The 18,871-nt window shown below is 70.3% G+C and carries 16 protein-coding genes; 6 read left to right on the forward strand and 10 right to left on the reverse strand.

Features of this window, described 5'->3' with window-relative positions; translation table 11 throughout:
• Nucleotides 1-164 precede the first annotated feature (164 nt).
• Both treZ and treY read right to left on the reverse strand, forming a co-directional pair.
• Nucleotides 165-1,940 carry a malto-oligosyltrehalose trehalohydrolase gene (treZ, locus tag QM721_RS12170; protein WP_415122344.1) on the reverse strand — a complete coding sequence of 592 codons (1,776 nt, stop codon included), beginning with the start codon at nucleotides 1,938-1,940 and terminating at the stop codon, nucleotides 165-167.
• Complete coding sequence (gene treY / locus QM721_RS12175; protein WP_415122346.1) at nucleotides 1,940-4,321, reverse strand: malto-oligosyltrehalose synthase; 2,382 nt, start codon at nucleotides 4,319-4,321, stop codon at nucleotides 1,940-1,942. The genes treZ and treY overlap by 1 nt, the downstream gene beginning before the upstream one ends.
• A gap of 64 nt (nucleotides 4,322-4,385) precedes the next feature.
• On the opposite strand from treY, the gene QM721_RS12180 reads away from it, so the two are divergent.
• Complete coding sequence (locus QM721_RS12180; RefSeq protein WP_415122348.1) at nucleotides 4,386-6,197, forward strand: ABC-F family ATP-binding cassette domain-containing protein; 1,812 nt, start codon at nucleotides 4,386-4,388, stop codon at nucleotides 6,195-6,197.
• A 280-nt stretch (nucleotides 6,198-6,477) separates the two neighbouring features.
• Nucleotides 6,478-7,362, forward strand: coding sequence for a hypothetical protein (locus tag QM721_RS12185; protein ID WP_415122350.1), 885 nt, complete (start codon nucleotides 6,478-6,480; stop codon nucleotides 7,360-7,362).
• Between the two features lie 345 nt (nucleotides 7,363-7,707).
• Here QM721_RS12185 and QM721_RS12190 read toward each other — a convergent pair whose 3' ends face one another.
• From QM721_RS12190 to sucB, 4 genes are all read right to left on the reverse strand, one after another.
• Nucleotides 7,708-8,469, reverse strand: a complete 762-nt coding sequence (locus tag QM721_RS12190) for a DUF4191 domain-containing protein (protein WP_415122352.1) — start codon at nucleotides 8,467-8,469, stop codon at nucleotides 7,708-7,710.
• Nucleotides 8,459-9,460 carry a lipoyl synthase gene (gene lipA / locus QM721_RS12195; protein WP_415122354.1) on the reverse strand — a complete coding sequence of 334 codons (1,002 nt, stop codon included), beginning with the start codon at nucleotides 9,458-9,460 and terminating at the stop codon, nucleotides 8,459-8,461. The genes QM721_RS12190 and lipA overlap by 11 nt, the downstream gene beginning before the upstream one ends.
• A gap of 352 nt (nucleotides 9,461-9,812) precedes the next feature.
• Nucleotides 9,813-10,559, reverse strand: a complete 747-nt coding sequence (lipB, locus tag QM721_RS12200) for a lipoyl(octanoyl) transferase LipB (RefSeq protein ID WP_415122356.1) — start codon at nucleotides 10,557-10,559, stop codon at nucleotides 9,813-9,815.
• A 125-nt stretch (nucleotides 10,560-10,684) separates the two neighbouring features.
• Nucleotides 10,685-12,391, reverse strand: coding sequence for a 2-oxoglutarate dehydrogenase, E2 component, dihydrolipoamide succinyltransferase (sucB, locus tag QM721_RS12205; protein WP_415122358.1), 1,707 nt, complete (start codon nucleotides 12,389-12,391; stop codon nucleotides 10,685-10,687).
• Between the two features lie 128 nt (nucleotides 12,392-12,519).
• On the opposite strand from sucB, the gene QM721_RS12210 reads away from it, so the two are divergent.
• Complete coding sequence (locus QM721_RS12210; RefSeq protein WP_415122360.1) at nucleotides 12,520-12,834, forward strand: hypothetical protein; 315 nt, start codon at nucleotides 12,520-12,522, stop codon at nucleotides 12,832-12,834.
• Between the two features lie 271 nt (nucleotides 12,835-13,105).
• Here the strand turns inward: QM721_RS12210 and QM721_RS12215 are convergent, their stop codons facing one another.
• The gene (locus QM721_RS12215) at nucleotides 13,106-14,692 is read right to left on the reverse strand and encodes an FAD-dependent oxidoreductase (protein ID WP_415122362.1); all 1,587 of its coding nucleotides are present in this window, start codon (nucleotides 14,690-14,692) and stop codon (nucleotides 13,106-13,108) included.
• Between the two features lie 6 nt (nucleotides 14,693-14,698).
• Nucleotides 14,699-16,201, reverse strand: coding sequence for a leucyl aminopeptidase (locus tag QM721_RS12220; RefSeq protein WP_415122364.1), 1,503 nt, complete (start codon nucleotides 16,199-16,201; stop codon nucleotides 14,699-14,701).
• Nucleotides 16,202-16,300: 99 nt separating this feature from the next.
• On the opposite strand from QM721_RS12220, the gene QM721_RS12225 reads away from it, so the two are divergent.
• The 3 genes from QM721_RS12225 to QM721_RS12235 all read left to right on the forward strand — a co-directional run bounded on the left by QM721_RS12225 (nucleotide 16,301) and on the right by QM721_RS12235 (nucleotide 18,083).
• Nucleotides 16,301-16,519, forward strand: coding sequence for a hypothetical protein (locus QM721_RS12225; RefSeq protein ID WP_415122366.1), 219 nt, complete (start codon nucleotides 16,301-16,303; stop codon nucleotides 16,517-16,519).
• 167 nt (nucleotides 16,520-16,686) lie between these two features.
• Nucleotides 16,687-17,781: a glycine cleavage system aminomethyltransferase GcvT gene (gene gcvT, locus QM721_RS12230; protein ID WP_415122368.1), complete on the forward strand. Its 1,095-nt coding sequence runs from the start codon at nucleotides 16,687-16,689 to the stop codon at nucleotides 17,779-17,781.
• On the forward strand, nucleotides 17,778-18,083 hold the full coding sequence (locus QM721_RS12235; protein WP_415122370.1) for a hypothetical protein: 306 nt from the start codon (nucleotides 17,778-17,780) through the stop codon (nucleotides 18,081-18,083). Before gcvT ends, QM721_RS12235 begins: the two co-directional genes overlap by 4 nt.
• Here QM721_RS12235 and QM721_RS12240 read toward each other — a convergent pair.
• Nucleotides 18,053-18,262 (reverse strand): hypothetical protein, encoded by a 210-nt coding sequence (locus tag QM721_RS12240; RefSeq protein WP_415122372.1) that lies wholly within the window; start codon nucleotides 18,260-18,262, stop codon nucleotides 18,053-18,055. The genes QM721_RS12235 and QM721_RS12240 overlap by 31 nt on opposite strands.
• Nucleotides 18,262-18,831: a DUF3043 domain-containing protein gene (locus tag QM721_RS12245; RefSeq protein WP_415122374.1), complete on the reverse strand. Its 570-nt coding sequence runs from the start codon at nucleotides 18,829-18,831 to the stop codon at nucleotides 18,262-18,264. The genes QM721_RS12240 and QM721_RS12245 overlap by 1 nt, the downstream gene beginning before the upstream one ends.
• Nucleotides 18,832-18,871: the final 40 nt, after the last annotated feature.

The raw sequence follows: 18,871 nt of genomic DNA on the forward strand, positions 1-18,871 counted from the left end.
GTGAGGGGTTTCGACAGGCTCAACCAGCGGTGGCTGGGTAGATCGGCACGTCTCAAGGGAAACACTGATCAATGCGCCTACCGCTGGTCGAGCGTGTCGAGACCCCTTGCCGCAGCGTGATGACCACGGTCTCGACACGCTCGACCAACGAAAGGTCAGCGTCTCTAGCCGCTGATCACCGGGATCGTTCCGGTGGGCGGGGGCGCCAGCAGCAGCCCGATGCTGGCCGGGCCGAGCAGCACCTCGGAACCCTCGAGCCTCACCTCGCCGAAGCCGGCCAGCACCTCGGCGGCCGGCGCCACCGGCAGCCGTCCGGGCTCATCGGCGAGGTTCGCGACCACATTCAGTTCGCCGCGCCGCACCAGCAGCAGGTTGCCCTCCCGGGCCACGGCGCCCTCACCCAGCCGGGCCTCGCTAACGTCCGGCAGCCGGCGGCGCAGCCGGATCAGCGTGCGGTACCAGTCGAGCAGTTGCGCATGCGGCGAACGGTCCAGTTCGGCCCAGTCGATGGTGGACGCCTCGACGGTGCCCGGGTCTTGCGGGTCGGGCACCTCGGCCGACCAGCCGTGCTCGGCGAACTCGGTCTGCCGGCCCTCGCGGATCGATTCGGCCAGGGCGGCCTCGCTGTGGTCGGTGAAGTACTGCCAGGGCGTCGAGGCGCCGAACTCCTCGCCCATGAACAGCATCGGCGTGTAGGGCGAGGTGAGCAGCAAGGCGGCCCCGATCGCTGCTCGTCCGATGCCGGCCACATGGGCCAGCCGGTCGCCGGTGGCCCGGTTGCCGACCTGATCGTGGGTTTGCAGCGACACGATGAATCGCCAGCCGGGGGTGATCGCCGGTTCGACCGGACGCCCGTGCCGCCGCCCCCGGAACGACGAATAAGTGCCGTCGTGAAAGAACGGGGTGTGACCCAGCACCTTCGGCAGAGCCTGCGGGTCGGCAAAGTCGGCGTAGTAGCCCTGCGCCTCGCCGGTAAGGGTTACGTGCAGGGCGTGGTGCACGTCGTCGGCCCATTGCCCCGACAGGCCCATGCCGCCGGCCCCGCCGATGCCGCGCGGAGTCACCGTCGCAGGGTCGTTGCGGTCGGACTCGGCCACCAGTACCCGCGGCACGCCGCTGGCCTCACCGATCTCATCGCCCAACTGGGCCAGCTCTTCGAGCAGGTGCACAGCCTGGTCGTCGTGCAGGGCGTGCACGGCGTCGAGCCGCAGGCCGTCGAGATGGTAGTCGGTGAACCATTGCCGCACGTTGTCGGTGAAGAAGGCGCGCACGTCGTCGCTGCCCGGGCCGTCCAGATTCACCGCCAGCCCCCAGGGCGTCTGGTGCCGGTCGGTGAAGTAAGGGCCGTAGCGGGGCAGGTAGTTGCCGTCGGGGCCGAGGTGGTTGTAGACGACGTCCAACCAGACCGCCAGGCCGTGGCCGTGGGCAGCGTCCACGAACCGCTGCAGGCCCTCGGGGCCGCCGTAGGCCTCGTGCACCGAGTACAGCGCCACGCCGTCGTAGCCCCAGCCGCTGCGGCCGGGAAACGACGCCACCGGCATCAGCTCGATCACGTCGACGCCCAGGTCGGCCAGGTGGGGCAGGCGTTCGATCGCGCCGTCGAAGGTGCCGTCGGGGGTGAACGTGCCGACGTGCAGCTCGTAGATCACCGAGCCCTTGAGCTGCCGTCCGGACCAGTCGTCGTCGGTCCAGGTGAAGGTGCCGACGTCGACCAGTGCTGAGGGTGCGTGCACCCCGTCGGGCTGCCGGCGACTGCGCGGGTCGGGCAGCGGATCGCCGCCGTCCAGGGCGAAGGCGTAGCGGCCGTCGCCGGGTTCGGCATCCAACGCCCACCAACCGCCGCCGGTGGCCTTCATCGGCAATACCTGGTCACCCCCGGCGCCGAGCACCAGGTCGACACGCTCGGCCTCGGGCGCCCAGACGGTGTAGAGCTGCAGCATCAGGATTCCCTCACCAGCAGCGCCACCGGCAGCCTGGCCAGCAGGGCGACCGCCTGCGCCGGGCCGGCGTAGCGAAAGCCGGTCAGCACATCGGTGAAGGTGCCCTCGGGCAGCTCGACGGTCGCGGACGGCGCGGCGTGCGCAGCGCGCTGGGCCAGCACCACCACATCGTCGCCGCGGGCGAACCCCAGCAGCGCCGGGCCCAGGTCGAGCCGGCGGTGGTTGGCGCCGAACAGGTGCGGGCGGTCGCGGCGCAGCCGCAGGGTGCGCGAGGTGACCAGCAGGATTTCGTCGTCGAGCGATTCGACCGATGCGCCACCGTCGATCCGGGCCAGAGCGTCGCGGTGGGCGGCGAAATCGATGCCGGCGCGGTTGTCGGGGTCGACCAGGGTGAGGTTCAGCCGGTCGGCCCCCTGATAGGTGTCGGGCACCCCCGGCAGGGTGAGCTGCACCAGCTTCTGGGCCAGTGTGACCACCCTGATCGCGGCCCGGTTGGCCTGCACGGCCGCCTCGATCGCCAGGCCCAGCTCGTTGCCGGCCAGCACCGATCGGCCCAGGGCCAGCACCCGCCGCTCGTAATCGTGGTCGGGGTGCAGCCAGCCGGTCTGCTGTTTCGCCTCGCGCACCGCCTTGGTCAAGTAGGCGTCCAGCCGGTCGGGGGTGATGGCGCCGGCGCCGGCGACGGTCTGCCAGACCAGGTGGGCGGTGGGGGTGTCGACACGGTGCCGGTGGGCGGCCTGCCGGGCCAGGGCCGAGAGTCGTTCCCAGGCCGCGGCGTCGCCGGCCAGGGCGATCAGCCGGGCCCGGACGTCCTCGCTGCGCTTGGTGTCGTGGGTGGACAGCCCGGTCATGCCTTGTGGCCACAGACGAGCCTGGTGCTCGGCCCAGTCGTGCAGGTCGCCGGTGCCCGGGTGCTCACCGGTGGCCGGGTCGAAGCCCACCTCGTTGAGTGCGCACAGGCGGTGCCAGCGGTAAAAGGTGGTGTCTTCGATGCCCTTGGCCATCACCGGCCCGGTGGTCTGCTGAAACCGCAGGCACAGATCGGCAGCCGCATCGAGGTCGCCGGGAGCGGTTTCGGGGCGTTGGAGTACCTGGGTGAGCGTCGTGGCGATCTCGCCCAGGTCGGGGCGGGCGGTGCGCACCCGAGCCAGTGCGTCGTGCAGCGGGGCGACAAGCTGGGGGTCGGGCGGGGTGCCGGGACGCACGTAGGCGCGGTACACGTGCAACTGCACCAACAGTTCCACCAGCGCCGCCCGCACACTGGCGACGTCGTGATCGGGCAAGGCGGCCACCGCGGCGCGGTGCAGCCGGTTCAGTTCGGGTTGCAGCACCTGGTCGAGCACCTGCCGCTTGCTCTGCTCGATCACCACCGCCAGGCAGGGCTCGCCGCCGGTCGCCGCCCAGGCCGCATTGAGGGTCGCGACGGTCGCCGGGTCGACCAGGGCGGCGTCCAACGCGGCCGCGGCGTCGTACCCCGTGGTGCCGGCTGCTGCCCAGCCGGGCAGCCGCTCCGGGCCCTCCAGGATCTTCTCCACCCAGATCGGGGTGCCCGGACGGCAGGCGTCGGCCAGCCGCTGCAGATAGCCCGCGGGGTCGGCCAGGCCGTCAGGGTGGTCGACCCGAAAGCCGTCGATCACCCCGGCGTGGTGCAGCTCGAGCAGCAGCGCGTGGCTGGCGTCGAACACGGGGGGCCGCTCCACCCGGATCGCCACCAACTGGTCGACGTCGAAGAAGCGCCGGTAGTTGAGCACGTCGGCGGCCTCGGTGTGCGAGGCGAGCAGCCAATGCTGGCCGGCCAGCAGTTCGGTCAGGTCGCTGGTGTCGGGGCCGTCGGGGCGCAGCGGCAGCACCTGGTCGTGGTAACGCAGCACCGGCGTGCCGGCGGCGCGGCCCTCGTCGGGGCGTCCGATATCGAGGTGCAGTTCGCCCAGGGTCTCGGCCAGCGGCGCGCCCAGTATGGGCAGGCCGAATCGGCCGTCGAGGTGCTGCCAGTCGACGTCGAACCAGTCGGCGTGGGCGGCGTCGCGGCCGTGGGCCAGCACATCCCACAGCGGGGCGTTGCGCCACAGTGGTGCCACCAGCGCCATGTGGTTGGGCACGATGTCGGCCACGATGCCCAGGCCGTGGTCGTGGGCGGCGCCGGCGAGGCGTTCGAGCGCGGGGCGTCCGCCGATCTCGGGGTTGATCGCAGTGTGGTCGAGCACGTCGTAGCCGTGCCTCGAACCGGGCACCGCGGCCAGTATCGGGGCGAGGTAGATGTGGCTGATGCCCAGGTCGGCCAGGTAGGGCACCACGGCGGCGGCGTCGTCGAGGGTGAAGTCGGCGTGCACCTGCAAGCGGTAGGTGCCGGTGAACGGGGTCGCCTGGGTGAGGGGGGTCACTCTGGTCATTGTGGCAAGCGGTTCCCGTTGGGTGCCACTCGGCCCCAACCCGTAGGGTTGCCCGGTGGCATTTCTGCTGGGCGGTGAGGCGCTGCACCTGGAGTACCCGACCCGGGTGGTGTTCGACAAGGTGACGGCCGGCATCAACGAGGGCGACCGCATCGGCATCGTCGGTCGCAACGGCGACGGCAAGTCGACGTTGCTGGGCCTGCTGGCCGGACGGATCACCCCCGACGGGGGCCGGGTGCTGACCCGCGGCGGCGTCCGGGTCGGGGTGCTCGACCAGGCCGATACCTTGGCCGATGACCTGAGCGTCGGGGAGTCGATCGTCGGCGAGGTCGCCGAGCACGTCTGGGCCGGCGACGCAGGAGTGCGCGACGTGATCGCCGGGCTGGTCGCGGACCTGCCCTGGAACGCGGCCGTCGGCTCGCTCAGCGGCGGTCAGCGGCGTCGGGTGGCGCTGGCCGCGCTGCTGGCCGGCGAGTGGGACGTCCTGATGCTCGACGAACCCACCAACCACCTCGACGTTGAGGGCATCACCTGGCTGGCGGGGCATCTGAAGACCCGCTGGGCCCGCGGCGCCGGCGCTCTGCTGGTGGTGACCCACGACCGCTGGTTTCTCGACGAGGTGGCCACCACCACCTGGGAGGTGCACGACCAACTGGTCGAGCCGTTCGAGGGCGGCTATGCCGCTTACGTGCTGCAACGGGTGGAGCGCGACCGGCAGGCTGCCGCGGTGGAGGCCAAGCGGCAGAACCTGATGAAGAAGGAGCTGGCGTGGCTGCGCCGTGGCGCCCCGGCCCGCACGTCCAAGCCGAAGTTTCGCATCGACGCCGCCAACCAGTTGATCAGCGATGTGCCCCCGCCGCGCGACCAGCTTGCCTTGTCACGGCTGGCCACCGCGCGGCTGGGCAAAGACGTGATCGACCTGCACGACGCCGGGGTGTCGTTCGGCGAGCACGAGGTGCTGCGGCAGGTCGAGTGGCGCATCGCGCCGGGGGAGCGCAGCGCGATTCTGGGCGCCAACGGCAGCGGCAAGTCGACGCTGCTCGCTCTGATCGCCGGGGTGCTCGCCCCGACCGCCGGTCGGGTGAAGCGCGGCAAGACCGTGCGGCTGGCGGTGCTCGACCAGCAGTTTCGCGAACTGGCCGATATCGCCGGCGACCGGGTGCGCGAGGTACTGGCCCGGGCTCGCACCAGTTACGTGGTGGACGGCCGCGAGCTCACCCCGGCGCAACTGCTGGAGCGGCTCGGGTTCGCCCGCGAACACCTGGCGGCCCGGGTCGGGGAGCTGTCGGGCGGCCAGAAACGGCGGCTGCAATTGTTGCTGGTGCTGCTCAGCGAGCCGAACGTGCTGATTCTCGACGAACCGTCCAATGACGTCGACACCGACATGCTCGCGGCCCTGGAAGACCTGCTCGACTCATGGCCGGGCACGCTCATCGTGGTGTCGCACGACCGGTATTTCGTCGAGCGGGTGACCGACCAGCAGTACGCGATCATCCACGGGCGACTGCGGCACCTGCCCGGCGGCGTGGACGAATACCTGCTGCTGCGGGCCGCCGACCCAGCGGCGGCTGGTCCGGGGTCGGAGGTGCGGACGGGTGCGGCGGCCGGTCCGGGGTCGGAGGTGCGGACGGGTGCGGCCAAGGCGTCCGCCGCCGAGCAGCGAGCCGTCCGTAAGGAGCTCACAGCAACCGAACGCAAGCTCGACCGGCTGGCTGGTCAGGTCGCGGAGCTGCACCGCCAGTTGGCCGAACACGACCATGCCGACTATGCGGGCCTGGCGTCGCTCGACGCCCGGCTCAAGGCCGCCGAGGCCGAGATCGGCCAGGTCGAGGAACGCTGGCTGGAACTGTCCGAACTGATCGAGTAGCCCATGGCGGCGGCCAAGCGCCCCATCGCGGCCCCAAGCGCCCCATGGGGGACGTTTCCGTGTTCCGGCGTCCTTTCATTGGTTCAAACCCCGGAATGGATGCCGACTCCCGGAAACGTGGCGCCGCGGGGCTGGGGGCGGGGGATGGGGGGCGGGGGGACGATGGGAGCAGGGGCGGGCATTGTGAGTTGGGCGGCGAAATTGTGGATGGGGAAAAGAAGTCCGGGTAGTTCTGTGGATGGGCTGGGGAACGCGGTTCAGGGGTGCTGGACTCGTCGCCATGGCTGTCCGTCTGACCCGCGATCTCAATGCCGAAGGCCTCGGCTCGAACACCATTCGGCGTATGGTGCGAGGCGAACAGCTCGCCCGGGTCAGACGGGGCGCCTTCCTTGCGGTCGACGACGGCGTCAGCCTCGACCACCGGCAGTTGATCGATGCCACCATTCCCCGGCTCAGGCCGGGGCATGTGCTCAGCCATACCTCGGCGGCGTGGCTGCACGGACTGCCCGTGGACGCCGGGGAGTTGGGCCTGGTCACGGTGACCAAGCCCGGAACCGGCGGCGCAGCCCTCGGGCCGTATCTGCATCGCTATCGCACGCCGCTGCCAGAGGCAGACATTGAATCGGTGGACGGGTTGTGTAGAACGAGGCTGGCCCGGACGGTGGTCGACGTGGGCCGCTGCGGTGACCTCGGCTTCGCCGTTGCTGCGGCCGATGCGGCCTTACGGCGTGGGTTGGCTCCCGACGAACTGGCCACGCAACTCCAGGTCATCCGCCGGTACGGGATCAGGCGGGCCCGCACGATGGTCGAGTTGGCCGACGCGCGCAGCGAATCGCCGGGCGAGTCGCTCAGCCGGGTGGCGATGTGGCGGCTGGGCCTGCCGACCCCAGAGCTGCAATTCGAGATTGTGATCGGTGGTACGAGATACCGCGCCGACTTCGCCTGGCCCGAGTTTCGGGTGCTCGGCGAGTTCGACGGCAAGGTGAAGTACGGGGAGTTGCTACGCCCGGGTGAGACCGCGGCCGACGCGGTCATGCGTGAGAAGCGCCGCGAGGCCGCGCTACGTGCTGCCGGCTGGTGGGTGGTTCGCTGGACCTACAAGGAGGCCATGCACCCGACGACGCTGGAGCGCCTGCTCCGCCCCGCGCTGTACCGCTCCGCGTGAGCGTCCGACGCCCGCCTTCCGTCGTACACCCGTCCGCCCTCAAATATGGCCCGTCCGTCTTCCGTGGTGCACCCTTCCGCCCTTGGGCGTCCTTTCCGGCGTTTGAACCCGTGAAAGGACGCCATAACACGGAAACGTCCCCTCCCGTCCACTCGGCCCCCTCGGGCACCGGCCCCCTCGGGCACCGGCCCCCCGGGCCTTCGGCCCCCCCGGGGCGCCGGCGTACCAGGTATCCGGGCTTTGGCGTCCTTTCCGGGGTTTGAACCCGTGAAAGGACGTCGAAAGGCGGAAACGTGGGGGCGGGGAGTGAGGGCGGGGAGTGAGGGTGGGGAGTGAGGGGCGGGGTCAGCGGCCGCGCATGGCGCGGTTGATGCCCTTCGTGGACGGCATCGGGCCGCGTGGCACCGGAATCTTGGGGCGCATGGCGTCCAGGGCCTTGAGTCGCTGCTTGACCTCGGTGAGCTGATGCGGTTGCAACGACTTGGGCAGCTTCTCGATGTGCTTCTGCAAGGCATCGAGCGAAACCTGACCCTGGTCTTTGCCGACCAGCACGCTGGTGACCGGCACGCCGTAGGCGACCTGTTCGTGTTTCTTGGTCTCGGTGGCCAGCAGGGCACGGGTGCGCGAAGGGTTGCCCTCGCCCACCAGCACGATGCCTGGGGCGCCGAGGACGCGGTGCACGACGTCCATCTGCCGGGTGGCGGTTATGCCGATCTCGTAGGTGAATTTGCGCTTGTTGAGCAACTGGAATGCCACCTCGGACGAGCCCGCCTGGCCCTCGTAGCGCTTGAAGTTGGCCTTCTTCACCCGCCAGGTGAGTACGTACAGGCAGGCCACCAGGGCAACCAGCAGACCGGTGATCAGCCACAGCCACCAGGGCTGCAGCCACACCCCGATGCCGACGAACAGCAGAATCGGGCCGGCGACGGCGACCAGGGTCCACCACTTCAACTGGGGATCGAGCTCGCTGGTGCGCTTATAGGCCTCGATGATCTGCCGCACCCGCCCCCAGTCGCGGGGGTCGTCGGAGTTCTTCTTGCGCAGCTTCTCGGCCTTGCGCTCGGCCTTCTGCTGCTGAGCGAGGGCTTTCGCCTTCTCACTGGCCATTCGTGCTCCCGGTGGTGATGGTGTCGCGGGCCCGGCGCCGACGAGCCTCCAGCGCCGTACGGTACAGGCGTCCGGCCCGATACGACGACCTGACCAGCGGGCCGGACAGCACGCCGGGAAAACCGATCTCGGTGGCCTCGGACTCGAGCTCGGCGAACTCTTCCGGGGTGACCCAGCGGTCGATCGGATGATGCCGGGCCGAGGGTCGCAGGTACTGGGTGATGGTGATCAACTCGGTGCCGGCGTCGTACAGGTCGCGCAGGGCCTGCGAAATCTCTTCGCGGGTCTCGCCCATGCCGAGGATCAAATTCGACTTGGTGACCAACTGCTCCTCGCGCGACCAGCGCAGCACTTCGAGCGACCGCTCGTAGCTGAACCCGGGCCGAATCCGGCGAAAGATGCGTGGCACGGTCTCGACGTTGTGCGCGAACACCTCGGGCCGGGTGTCGAACAGTTGCTGCAGCAACTCACGCTTGCCCGAAAAATCGGGGGCCAGCATCTCGACGCCGACGCCTGGGTTCACGGCGTGAATCTGCCGGATCGTCTCTGAATACAGCCACGCGCCCTCGTCTTCGAGATCGTCGCGGCACACCCCGGTCACGGTGGCGTAGCGCAACCCCATGGTCTGGACGCTCTCGGCCACCCGCAGCGGTTCGCCCCTGTCGTAGCCGGACGGCTTGCGCGACTCGATCTGGCAGAAGTCACAACGGCGGGTGCACGAGTCGCCACCGATCAAAAAGGTGGCCTCCTTGTCTTCCCAGCACTCGAAGATGTTCGGGCAGCCGGCCTCTTGGCAGACGGTATGCAGGTTCTCGTCCTTCACCAACTGCATCAGCCCGCGGTACTCGGGGCCCATCCGCGCGGTGGTGCGAATCCACGGCGGCTTGCGCTCGATCGGGGTCTGGCTGTTGCGCACCTCGAGGCGCAACAGCTTGCGGCCGGCGGGTGGGGCGCTGGCCGCGGGGCTGACTGCGTCGTCTGCTAGCGTCACCGGCCCATCGTAGCCCGGTTGCACCCCGAGCTTCAGTGGGTGACCTCAGCCGTGGGCGAACTGTTCGGCAGATGAGCACGCGGGCGGGCTTCTGGACGCCCCGGCCGGGCCCCGGCGACGATGTTCAGCACCCGATACGCCCGCGCACGATCTGGGGGCCTCAGTTCATCTCGCCGGTCACGTGCTCACTCCAAGCGGCAATGCAACCACCGTTGGTTTGAGCGTCGAAACCCCTTGCCAAGGCGCCATGGCCGCGGTCTCGACAAGCTCGACCGGCGAGACTAGCGCCGGTCGAGCTACTCGAAACCCAGATTGGCGCACGTGCGGTCTCGGCAAGCTCGACCAGGGAAGATCAGGCGTGGGCGAGCACTCCGGCGCTGTCACCCGCTGAATCCTGATGGGCGCCGGTGCGGCGATAGTCACCCAAGGCGAGCAGCTCGCGCAGGTGCGGCTCCAGGGCGCGCGCCACCTCGACCAGGGTGGGTGGCGCGCTGTCGAGTTCGGCGGCCATTGAGGTGACGCCGGCGTCCGCGATGCCGCACGGCACGATGTTGTCGAAACCGCCGAGTTGGCTGGTGACGTTGAGCGCGAAGCCGTGCATGGTGGTTTGCTTGCTGACCCGAATTCCGATGGCGGCGATCTTGCGCTCGGGCCGGGTGCCGGTCGCGGCGAGCCAGACGCCGGTGCGGCCGTCCACCCGTCCGGTGTGAATGCCGTAGTCGAGCAGCACCCTGATCAGCGCCTCCTCGACCCGGCGCACATAGTCGACCACGCCGATGCCGCGGGGCAGAAACACGATCGGGTAGCCGACCAGTTGGCCGGGCCCGTGCCAGGTGATCTTGCCGCCGCGGTCGACGTCCACCACCGGGGTGCCGTCGAAGGGGCGTTCGTGCGGTTCGGTGCGGCGTCCGGCGGTGTACACGGGTTCGTGCTCGACGAAGAGCACCTGCGGCGGCAACTCGCCGGCAGCGACCCTGGCGTGAATCTGTCGCTGGTAGTCCCACGTGGGCAGGTAGGGGCTGAGCTGCGGTGGATGCTCGGTCAGCCCCAGGTACTGAAACTGGGCCGGACGGTGGTCGGCGGCTCGCACTTCTGGCACCCGGTGAGTCTATGCCCGGCGGTCACCGGTGAACGATCACCGGCGAATGAGACGCCGCGACGCCCGCCACCCAGCCGGGTGACGGGCGTCGCGAGGACCTGTCGGCCTGAAGAACGGCTACCGCTCTACAGCCCGAGCTCACCGGCGAAGTCGCCGGCCTCGAGCCGAGCCTTGACCACCGAGAGGAACCGCGCGGCGTCTGCGCCGTCGACCAGGCGGTGGTCGTAGCTGAGCGAGAGGTACATCATGTCGCGCACCGCGATCACCTCGCCGAGGGTCGGGTCTTTGATCACCATCGGACGCTTCACCAGCGCACCTGTGCCCAGAATGGCGGCCTGCGGCTGGTTGATGATCGGCGTGTCGAAAAGGGTGCCGGCCGAGCCGTAGTTGGTGATCGTGAAGGTGCCGCCGCTGAGCTCGTCGGGGGCGATCTTGTTGCTGCGTGAACGGGCCGCCACGTCGCCGATCTTCCTGGCCAGGCCGGCCAGGCTGAGATCGCCGGCGTCGCGGATCACCGGTACCAGCAGCCCACGCTCGGTGTCGACCGCGATGCCCAGGTGTTCGGCGTCGTGGTAGGTGATGGTGCCGGCCTCGACATCCATGCTGGCGTTCACCTTGTCGAACTGCTTCAGCGCCTCGACGACCGCCTTGCAGATGAACGGCAGGTACGACAAGGAGGCACCCTCGCGGGCCTTGAAGGAATCCTTCGCCCGGGCGCGCAGCCGGCTGATATTGGTCAGGTCGACCTCGACCGTGCCGGTGAGCTGCGCCGCGATCTGCAGCGACTCGACCATGCGCTTGGCGATCACCGAGCGCATGCGGCTGATCTTCTCGGTGGTGCCCCGCTTGGAACCCTCGGGCGGCGCCGCCGGTGCGGACGGCTTGGCTGCCGGCGCTGCTGCGGTGACGGGTGCTGGGGCAGCGGCGGGCGCCGGGGCCTCGGCGGCCTTCTTGGCAGCCTCGGCGGCGGCGAGCACGTCCTGCTTGCGGATGCGTCCGCCGACGCCGGTGCCCTTCAGCCCGGCCAATTGCACGCCGTGCTGGGTCGCGAGCTTGCGCACCAGCGGGGTCACGTAACCGACCTCGCCCTGGTCGGCCGGCGCTGCCGCGGCGACCGGGGCGGGCGCTGCCGGAGCTGGGGCGGCGGGAGCTGGAGCAGCGGAGGCCACCGGAGCCGGGGTAGCTGCGGCCACCGGCGGGGCAGCCGGCGGCACCTCGGCCGGGGCCGGTGCGGCACCCGGCTCGCCGATCACGGCGATCACCGAACCGACGGCGGCAACCTCGTCTTCGCCGACCCGGATCTCGAGCAGCACGCCCGCGGTGGGGGCGGGGATCTCGGTGTCGACCTTGTCGGTGGAGACCTCGACGATGGGCTCGTCAGCCTCGACGGTGTCACCCACCGCCTTCAGCCAGCGCGACACGGTGCCCTCGGTGACCGATTCGCCCAACAACGGCAGGACGACCTCGGTGCCCGTTGCGCCGCCACCGGCCGGGGCGGCGGCGGCGGCCGGGGCGGCGGGCGCCGGGGCGGGCACGCTCTCTGCCGTCGCAGGCGCAGCCGGGGCCGGGTCGGCAGCGGAGCCGCCAGCCTCGCTCGGGTCGCCGATCAGCGCTAGCACGGCGCCTACCGGGGCGACATCGTCTTCGGCGAAGAAGATCTCGAGAATCACGCCGGCGACCGGCGAGGGGATCTCGGTGTCGACCTTGTCGGTGGAGACCTCGACGATGGGCTCGTCCACCTCGACGGTGTCGCCGACCTGCTTCAACCAGCGCGAAACCGTGCCTTCGGTGACGCTTTCACCCAGTGCGGGCAAAGGGACGGGCGTTGACATGAGTGTGGTCTCCTTCGACGGACTGCCAGAACCAGACCTCACCCTATCCGGTTGTCGCGCCCGTTGAGCAGTACCTCTTCGTCGCGACCATCTGATGGCCACTGTTGTGCGCGAGGCACAATGGCTGCGTGGCAATTCGGTGGGACTTCTGGCGCTCGCAGCCGGGCCAGCGCAGCGTCGACGCTGCCACGAGTGGCCACCTGGACGATTTCGTGGCCACCCGTCGCGGCGTCGAGGCCTATCTCGAACCGCAGACCACCATGACCCGCACCAGCCTGCTGCTGGTCGCTTTCGACGGCGAATGGACGCGGCGCTCGATCGAGTCGCCGGCCTGGGGCCGCAAATTCGCCAGCCGGCACGCGCTGCCGATCTACGATGCCGCGGTGGTGGGCTACCCCCAGCGCATGCGCGACTACAACGCCCGCCACAAGGGCGGCAACTGAATCCCGGCGGGCTCGTCAGCCGGGCAAGACCGCTCCGGCCGGCCCAGGGAACGCTGATTTCACTGGTCGAGTTCCGTCGAGACCTCGGATACGCCGCTCTGACCCCGATCAATGCGCCTGCCGCTGGTTGAGCGTGTCGAAACCTCTCGCGGCAGCGTGATGATCGAGGTCTCGACCAGCTCGACCGGCGAGAGATCAGTGCTTGCCCGAGGGGGTTTCGACACGCTCAACCAGCCGTGGGCCGCGTTGATTCAGCACTCTCCACAACCGCTCAGGCCAGCGCTGCGTCGACCTGATCGAGTTGGCCCGACAGATCGAGCGCCGCACGGTAGGCCTCAACCAGCGCCGCGGCCAGGGCGGCGCCCTGCCCCGGCTGCGCAGAGCCGAACAAGCTGGCGGCACTGCCGCTGACCGCCCACAACCCCGGCACCGGATGGCCGTCGGTGCGCAGCACCCGCGACCGATCGTCGACCACCAGGCCGCCCTTGGTGCCGGCGTCGCCCGGGTACACCCGCACCGCCCAGAACGGCTGCCGATCGACCGAACCCAGGCACGGGTTGCGGCGCAGCATCGGGTCGCCGAAGTGTCGGTCCCACGCGCTGTCGCCCCGGCCGAAATCGGTGTCCTTGCTGCGCTTGGCCAACTGGTTGAACGCCACCACGCTGCCGATCAGGCCGGCCCGGTCGATGCCCAGGCCCTGGGCCAGCTCGTCGAGGGTGGCGGCGCGCACCAGCTCACCCGACTCGATCGCCGCCTTGGGTGACGTGCCCGCCGGCCATGGGCCCAGCGGGTGGGTCTTGCGGTGGCGGTTGTCGACGATCAGGAACGAGGGCACCGAGCGCATGCCGAGGTTGTGCTCATACATGCGTCGGACGGCCGGCACCGACGGCTGGGCCTCGTTGAGGTAGCGGTCTCCGGCCTGGTCGACGATCAGCCCGTGCGGGGCCACCCGAGCCGCGTCCAGCGGGTGCGCGCGACCTTCGGCGAGCAGCACCGGCGTCCACCAGGCCTGATCGAGACCGGACAGCGCCGCCCCGACCTGGTGGCCCACTGAGAGCGCCGTGCCGTCGGCGCCGTCAGTCACCGACCAGTCCGCCTGGGTCGGTGCCGGCAGGTGCTCGTCGCGCAGCAACTGGTCGCCCTCGAAGCCGCCGCAGGCCAGAATCACTCCGACCGCCGCCGTCACGTCGACCGACGCGCCCCTGCGGGTCACCCGGACGCCCGTGACCGCGCCGCCCTCGACGATCAGTTCGTGCAGCGCCGACTCGAGCCAGATCTCCACGTCGCTGCCCACCGCCCGGCGGAGCATTTCGGCCACCAGAGCGGCCCCGCCGGTCAGCTGGCCCGGGTCGCGAAACGGGCTGGCCAGCCGGGCGAACAGGCCGGGCTCAGACCGTGTCGAACTGCCGCGCATCCGCGCGGCCCACTCAGGGTCGAGCTTCGGCGACACGGCGCGTACCCGAACGGAGCGACCCTGTGGCTTGCCTCCCGTCACCTCCGGGCTGCAGTCGGGCAGCGACTTCATCGCCTCCAGCGCGATGCGCGAGGTGACCAGCCAGCGTCCGACCGCGGCGGCGGTGCGGGTGAAGGCGGTGCGTCGTGCGGCGATCACGCCCGAGCCGGTCGGGTCCAGGGCGTTTAAGTAGGCGAGTGCCTCGTCCGCGGAGTCGGAGGGCAAGCCTGAGCGGCCCATCAGGTCGTTGGCCGGAAGCCAGAGGGCGCCGTCGGTGGTTGCGGTAGACCCGCCGAGCTCGTCCGACCGCTCCAGCACCAGCACTCGGTGGCCGAGCCGGCGAGCGGCCACCGCCGCCAGCAGCCCGGCCGCCCCGGCGCCGACCACGACCACGTCGGTGTGCACGACGACTCAGTCCTGCAGCGACTGGGCCAGGGCAACCAGGGTGCGTACCGCCGTGCCGGTGCCGCCCGTCGGCACGTAGTCGTAGGGGGCGTCCTCGTTGAACGCCGGGCCGGCGATGTCGAGATGCGCCCAGAGCACACCCTCGGGCACGAACGTTTGCAGAAATGCCGCGGCGGTCAACGCGCCGCCGGCTCGGTTGCCGCCCGAGCGCAGGTCGGCGACCTTCGAATCGAGCTTGGCCCGGGTGCCGTCGGGAATGGGCAACTGCCAGAACGCCTCGCCGGCGGTCTCGGCGGCGTCCAGTACCCGGTCGGCGGCCGCGTCGTCGCTGGCCATCAGCCCGGCCACTCGCTCACCCAGGGCCACCACGACCGCGCCGGTCAGGGTGGCCACATCGACGATCAGGTCAGGGTTGTCGCGGCCTGCCCGCACCAGCGCGTCGGCCATCACTAGCCGGCCCTCGGCGTCGGAGTTGACGTTCTCGACCGTCGTGCCACCGAAAATGGTCAGCACGTCCGAGGGGCGATACGCCGTGCCCGAGGGCATGTTCTCGGCCATCGCCGCGTAGCAGGTGACGTTCACCTTCAGGCCAAGTTCGGCGATCGCCCGGGTGGCGGCCAGCACCGCGGCGGCGCCTGCCATGTCGTTCTTCATCGTGAACATGCCCTCGCCCGGCTTGATGTTGAGGCCGCCGGTGTCGAAGGTGATGCCCTTGCCCACCAGTGCGATGTGGGTCTTGGCGCCGCGGGGGGCGTACGACAACCGGACCAGCCGCGGGCCGTGCGACGACCCGCCGCCGACCGCGGTCAGGCCCCCGTACCCGCCGCGCTCCAGGGCCTTGTCGTCGAGCACTTCAACGTCGAGACGCAAACCCTTGGCCGCGCCGCGGGCCGCCTCGGCGAAGGTCTCGGGGTAGAGCACGTTGGCGGGGGTGTTGACCCAGTCGCGGGCCAGGCAGACCGCTGCGGCCACGGTGCGAGCAGTCTCGACCGCCCGCCGTGCCTCGGGCTTGCCCGACGAGCTCACCACGGTGATCGACGCGATCGCGACCGGCGACTGCTCGCCGCTCACCTTGACGAACGAGTAACTGCCCAGCAAGGCACCTTCGGCGGCACCCCTGATCACCTCGGGCTCGACCGCGTCGAGGCAGACCGCCACCTTCACGGCCCGGTCGCCGCCCAGTTTCGCCGCCGTGCGCAGGCCGCTGCCCGCTGCCCGCCGCACCTGCTCGGGGGTTACGTCGATCTCGCCGAGGCCGACCACGATCACCCGCTGCCCGTCGGCGCCGGGCAGCGTGACGGTGGCGCCCGGGTTGGTGGTGGCTCCCAGCGAGCGGGCCACGTCGAGCAGCGGCCTGCCGAACTGCTTGGTGACCCGCTTGTCGAGGTCTTTGGGCAACCCGACCAGCACCGCACGTCCGGCGCTGTCGGCGAAGCCGAGCACCACCACATCGGCATCGCTGGGGCAGGAAGTGGCCAAAGTGAGTGGCGGCAGAGTGAAGGAGGTCACGAACGATCCAATCGACAAGCGAACCCAGGTTGCGGCACAACACGGTCACCTTAGCCTCGTTCCTCAGGGCTTCGACGGCGCCGTGTCATCGTGGCCATCGTGACCGGCTTCAGTTTCGCCACCGCGCAGCGCATCGTGTTCGGCGCCGGACGATCGGCCGGCCTGGCGTCGCTGGTGGCCGAGTTCGGTGCGCGCCCGTTCGTCTGCACCGGCGCCGACCCGGCGCGTTTCGGCGGGCTGCTGGCCGGCCTCCCGCAGGGGCGCACCTGGCCGGTGGCCGGCGAGCCGGAACTCGACGAGATCAGGCCGCCAAGCTGATCGCCGCGCTGGTGCCCAATCAGCAAGAGTCAGCGTTTCCCGGCGGCCTGATGACTGAGCAGAACGCCGCCGGGGTGTCGCCTGGCGCCGAAAGACCCTGGAAAGGCTGCGGTCGGGCAGCACTAGGCTGAGCGCTGCCCGAACCGGTGGGCGGAGGAGTCGCACATATGTCGCAGTTGAAGAAGTCCCCGCTGCACGATCGGCACGAGGCACTGGGTGCCAGGTTCGCCGAGTTCGGCGGCTGGTCGATGCCGCTGCAGTACGCCGGCATTGTCGGCGAGCACAAGGCCGTCCGAAGCAGCGTCGGCGTCTTCGACGTCAGCCATCTGGGCAAGGCGCGCCTCAAGGGGGCTGGTGCGGCCGAATTTCTCAACTCGGCGATCACCAACGACGCCGCCAAGATCACCGTCGGGCAGGCCCAGTACACCGTGTTGTGCAACGCCGAGGGCGGCGTCGTCGACGACCTGATCTGGTACTGGCTGGCCGACGACGAGGTGTTCCTGATTCCCAACGCGGCCAACACCGCCGAGGTGGTGCGGCTGCTGGCCGCGGCGGCACCTGAAGGGCTGAGCGTCACCGACGAGCACGACGACTACGCCGTGCTGGCCGTGCAGGGCCCCCGATCGGACGAGACCCTGACCGCGCTCGGGCTGCCGGTCGGCCACGACTACATGCGCTTCGACGCCGGCGCCTGGCACGGTGTGCAGCTCACCGTCTGCCGCACCGGCTACACCGGCGAGCGCGGCTACGAACTCGTCGTACCCGCGGCCCAGGCCGGCGCCGTGTGGGACGCGGTGCTGGCCGCGGGTCAGCCCTACGGCATCGTCCCGGCCGGTCTCGGCGCGCGCGACACGCTGCGCACCGAAATGGGGTACCCGCTGCACGGCCAAGACCTGCGACCCGATTTGTCGGCCGGACAGTGCGGCGTGGGGTGGGCGATCGGGTGGCGCAAGGACGCCTTTTGGGGCGACGCGGCGCTGCGGGCGGAGCGGGCCGCGGGCCCGGCCCGCCGGCTCATCGGGCTGCTGTCGCTGGGCCGCGGCATTCCCCGGCCGCAGATGAGCGTGCTGTACGACGGCGCCGAGGTGGGTGAGGTGACCTCGGGCACCTTTTCGCCGACCCTGGCCAAGGGCATCGCGCTGGCCCTGCTGCCGCCCGCACTGACGCCCGGCACGCAAGTGTCGGTGGTGGTGCGCGGTCGCGAGGAGCCGTTCGAAGTGGTGAAGCCGCCCTTCGTCACCACGGGTGTGCGCGCATCGTGAACCGGGGCTGGCGAAGCTGGGCGCAGCTAGCCCTGGCGGCGGCCGGGCTGGCCGCAGTGCTCTGGGCGGTGCTGCTCGGTGCGAACCCGACGATCTGGTGCCGCGACCAGGTGATGCATGCCGGTCAGGTGTGCGTCAACGCGCAGGGCACCAAGGTGCAGACCTACGAAGAGCGTTACAGCGCGGCGCAGTGGGCGCGTCCGGTGGTGGGCGTGGTGGGGGTGGCGGTCACCGGTTTCGCCCTGGTGCTGTGGCGCGGTCAGCGCGCGGCTCAGTCGGCCTCGAGACTCATCGGGCCGTAGACCAGCCGGTTCTCTTCATACAGGCTGACCGTCCGCACGCCGTGGTCGGCCAGGTCCTGGTAGGCCCCGGTCAGCCAGTGCTCGGCCTCGGGTTGCGACTCGAAGGTGCCGCCCATGGCTACGGAGGTCACCGTTGGGCCGGTCTCGAACCCGTCGTCGGCCCGCCAGTGCCAAGCCATCAGAACGTGTCGCCGCGCTTGAGTACCGGCCGCGGAATGCGCATGCGGCGTAGCGACAGAGCGCGGTTGAAGCCGTAGTAGAGCAGGCCCTTGAGCGGCTCGTTGGGAATGCGTTGCGCGGCGAGCTTCTTGAACCCGCGCCACATCAGCACGATGTCGACCACGATCAGCCCCATGAAGGCCCAGGTGGCGTAGGTGACGGGCTCGACGATCGCCGGCATCACCGGGGTGACCACCAGGGTCAGCACCAGCAGGGTCATCAAGATCGGCATCGCCCACTCGGCCGGGTTGAACCGGGTGTCGATCCACGACCGCATCAGCTTCTTGCCGGGGGTGTTGTCGAGCGCCTCGGCGGCCTTGCGCCGCTCGGCGGCGGCATCCTGTCGCGCCCGCTGCTTGGCCTCCTTGGGGCTCAACTGCGGGTTCACCCGCTGGCGCCGCGCCGCCTCGGCGTCCTTGCGCCGGGGCGTGGGCGCACTCTTGCCCCCGGACGGCGTCCCAACCTGCTGCACCGGGGCAGCCTGCTCCGGCGCGGATTCCTTGTTCTTGTTGGGGGAGAAGAGTCCCACGGCGAACCTCAATGTCGGTGGATCGGTGACCCCTCATGCT

This window comes from Micropruina sp. (genome assembly GCF_047602085.1).
Classification (GTDB): Bacteria; Actinomycetota; Actinomycetes; order Propionibacteriales; family Propionibacteriaceae; genus Micropruina.

Excerpts from the sequence above, each read along its gene's own strand:
- treZ (WP_415122344.1), bottom strand. The coding sequence starts at position 1,940 with ATGCTGCAGCTCTACACCGTCTGGGCGCCCGAGGCCGAGCGTGTCGAC.
- sucB (WP_415122358.1), bottom strand. The coding sequence starts at position 12,391 with ATGTCAACGCCCGTCCCTTTGCCCGCACTGGGTGAAAGCGTCACCGAA.
- QM721_RS12190 (WP_415122352.1), bottom strand. The coding sequence starts at position 8,469 with ATGGCCAGTGAGAAGGCGAAAGCCCTCGCTCAGCAGCAGAAGGCCGAG.
- gcvT (WP_415122368.1), top strand. The coding sequence starts at position 16,687 with ATGTCGCAGTTGAAGAAGTCCCCGCTGCACGATCGGCACGAGGCACTG.
- QM721_RS12240 (WP_415122372.1), bottom strand. The coding sequence starts at position 18,262 with ATGGCTTGGCACTGGCGGGCCGACGACGGGTTCGAGACCGGCCCAACG.
- QM721_RS12185 (WP_415122350.1), top strand. The coding sequence starts at position 6,478 with ATGGCTGTCCGTCTGACCCGCGATCTCAATGCCGAAGGCCTCGGCTCG.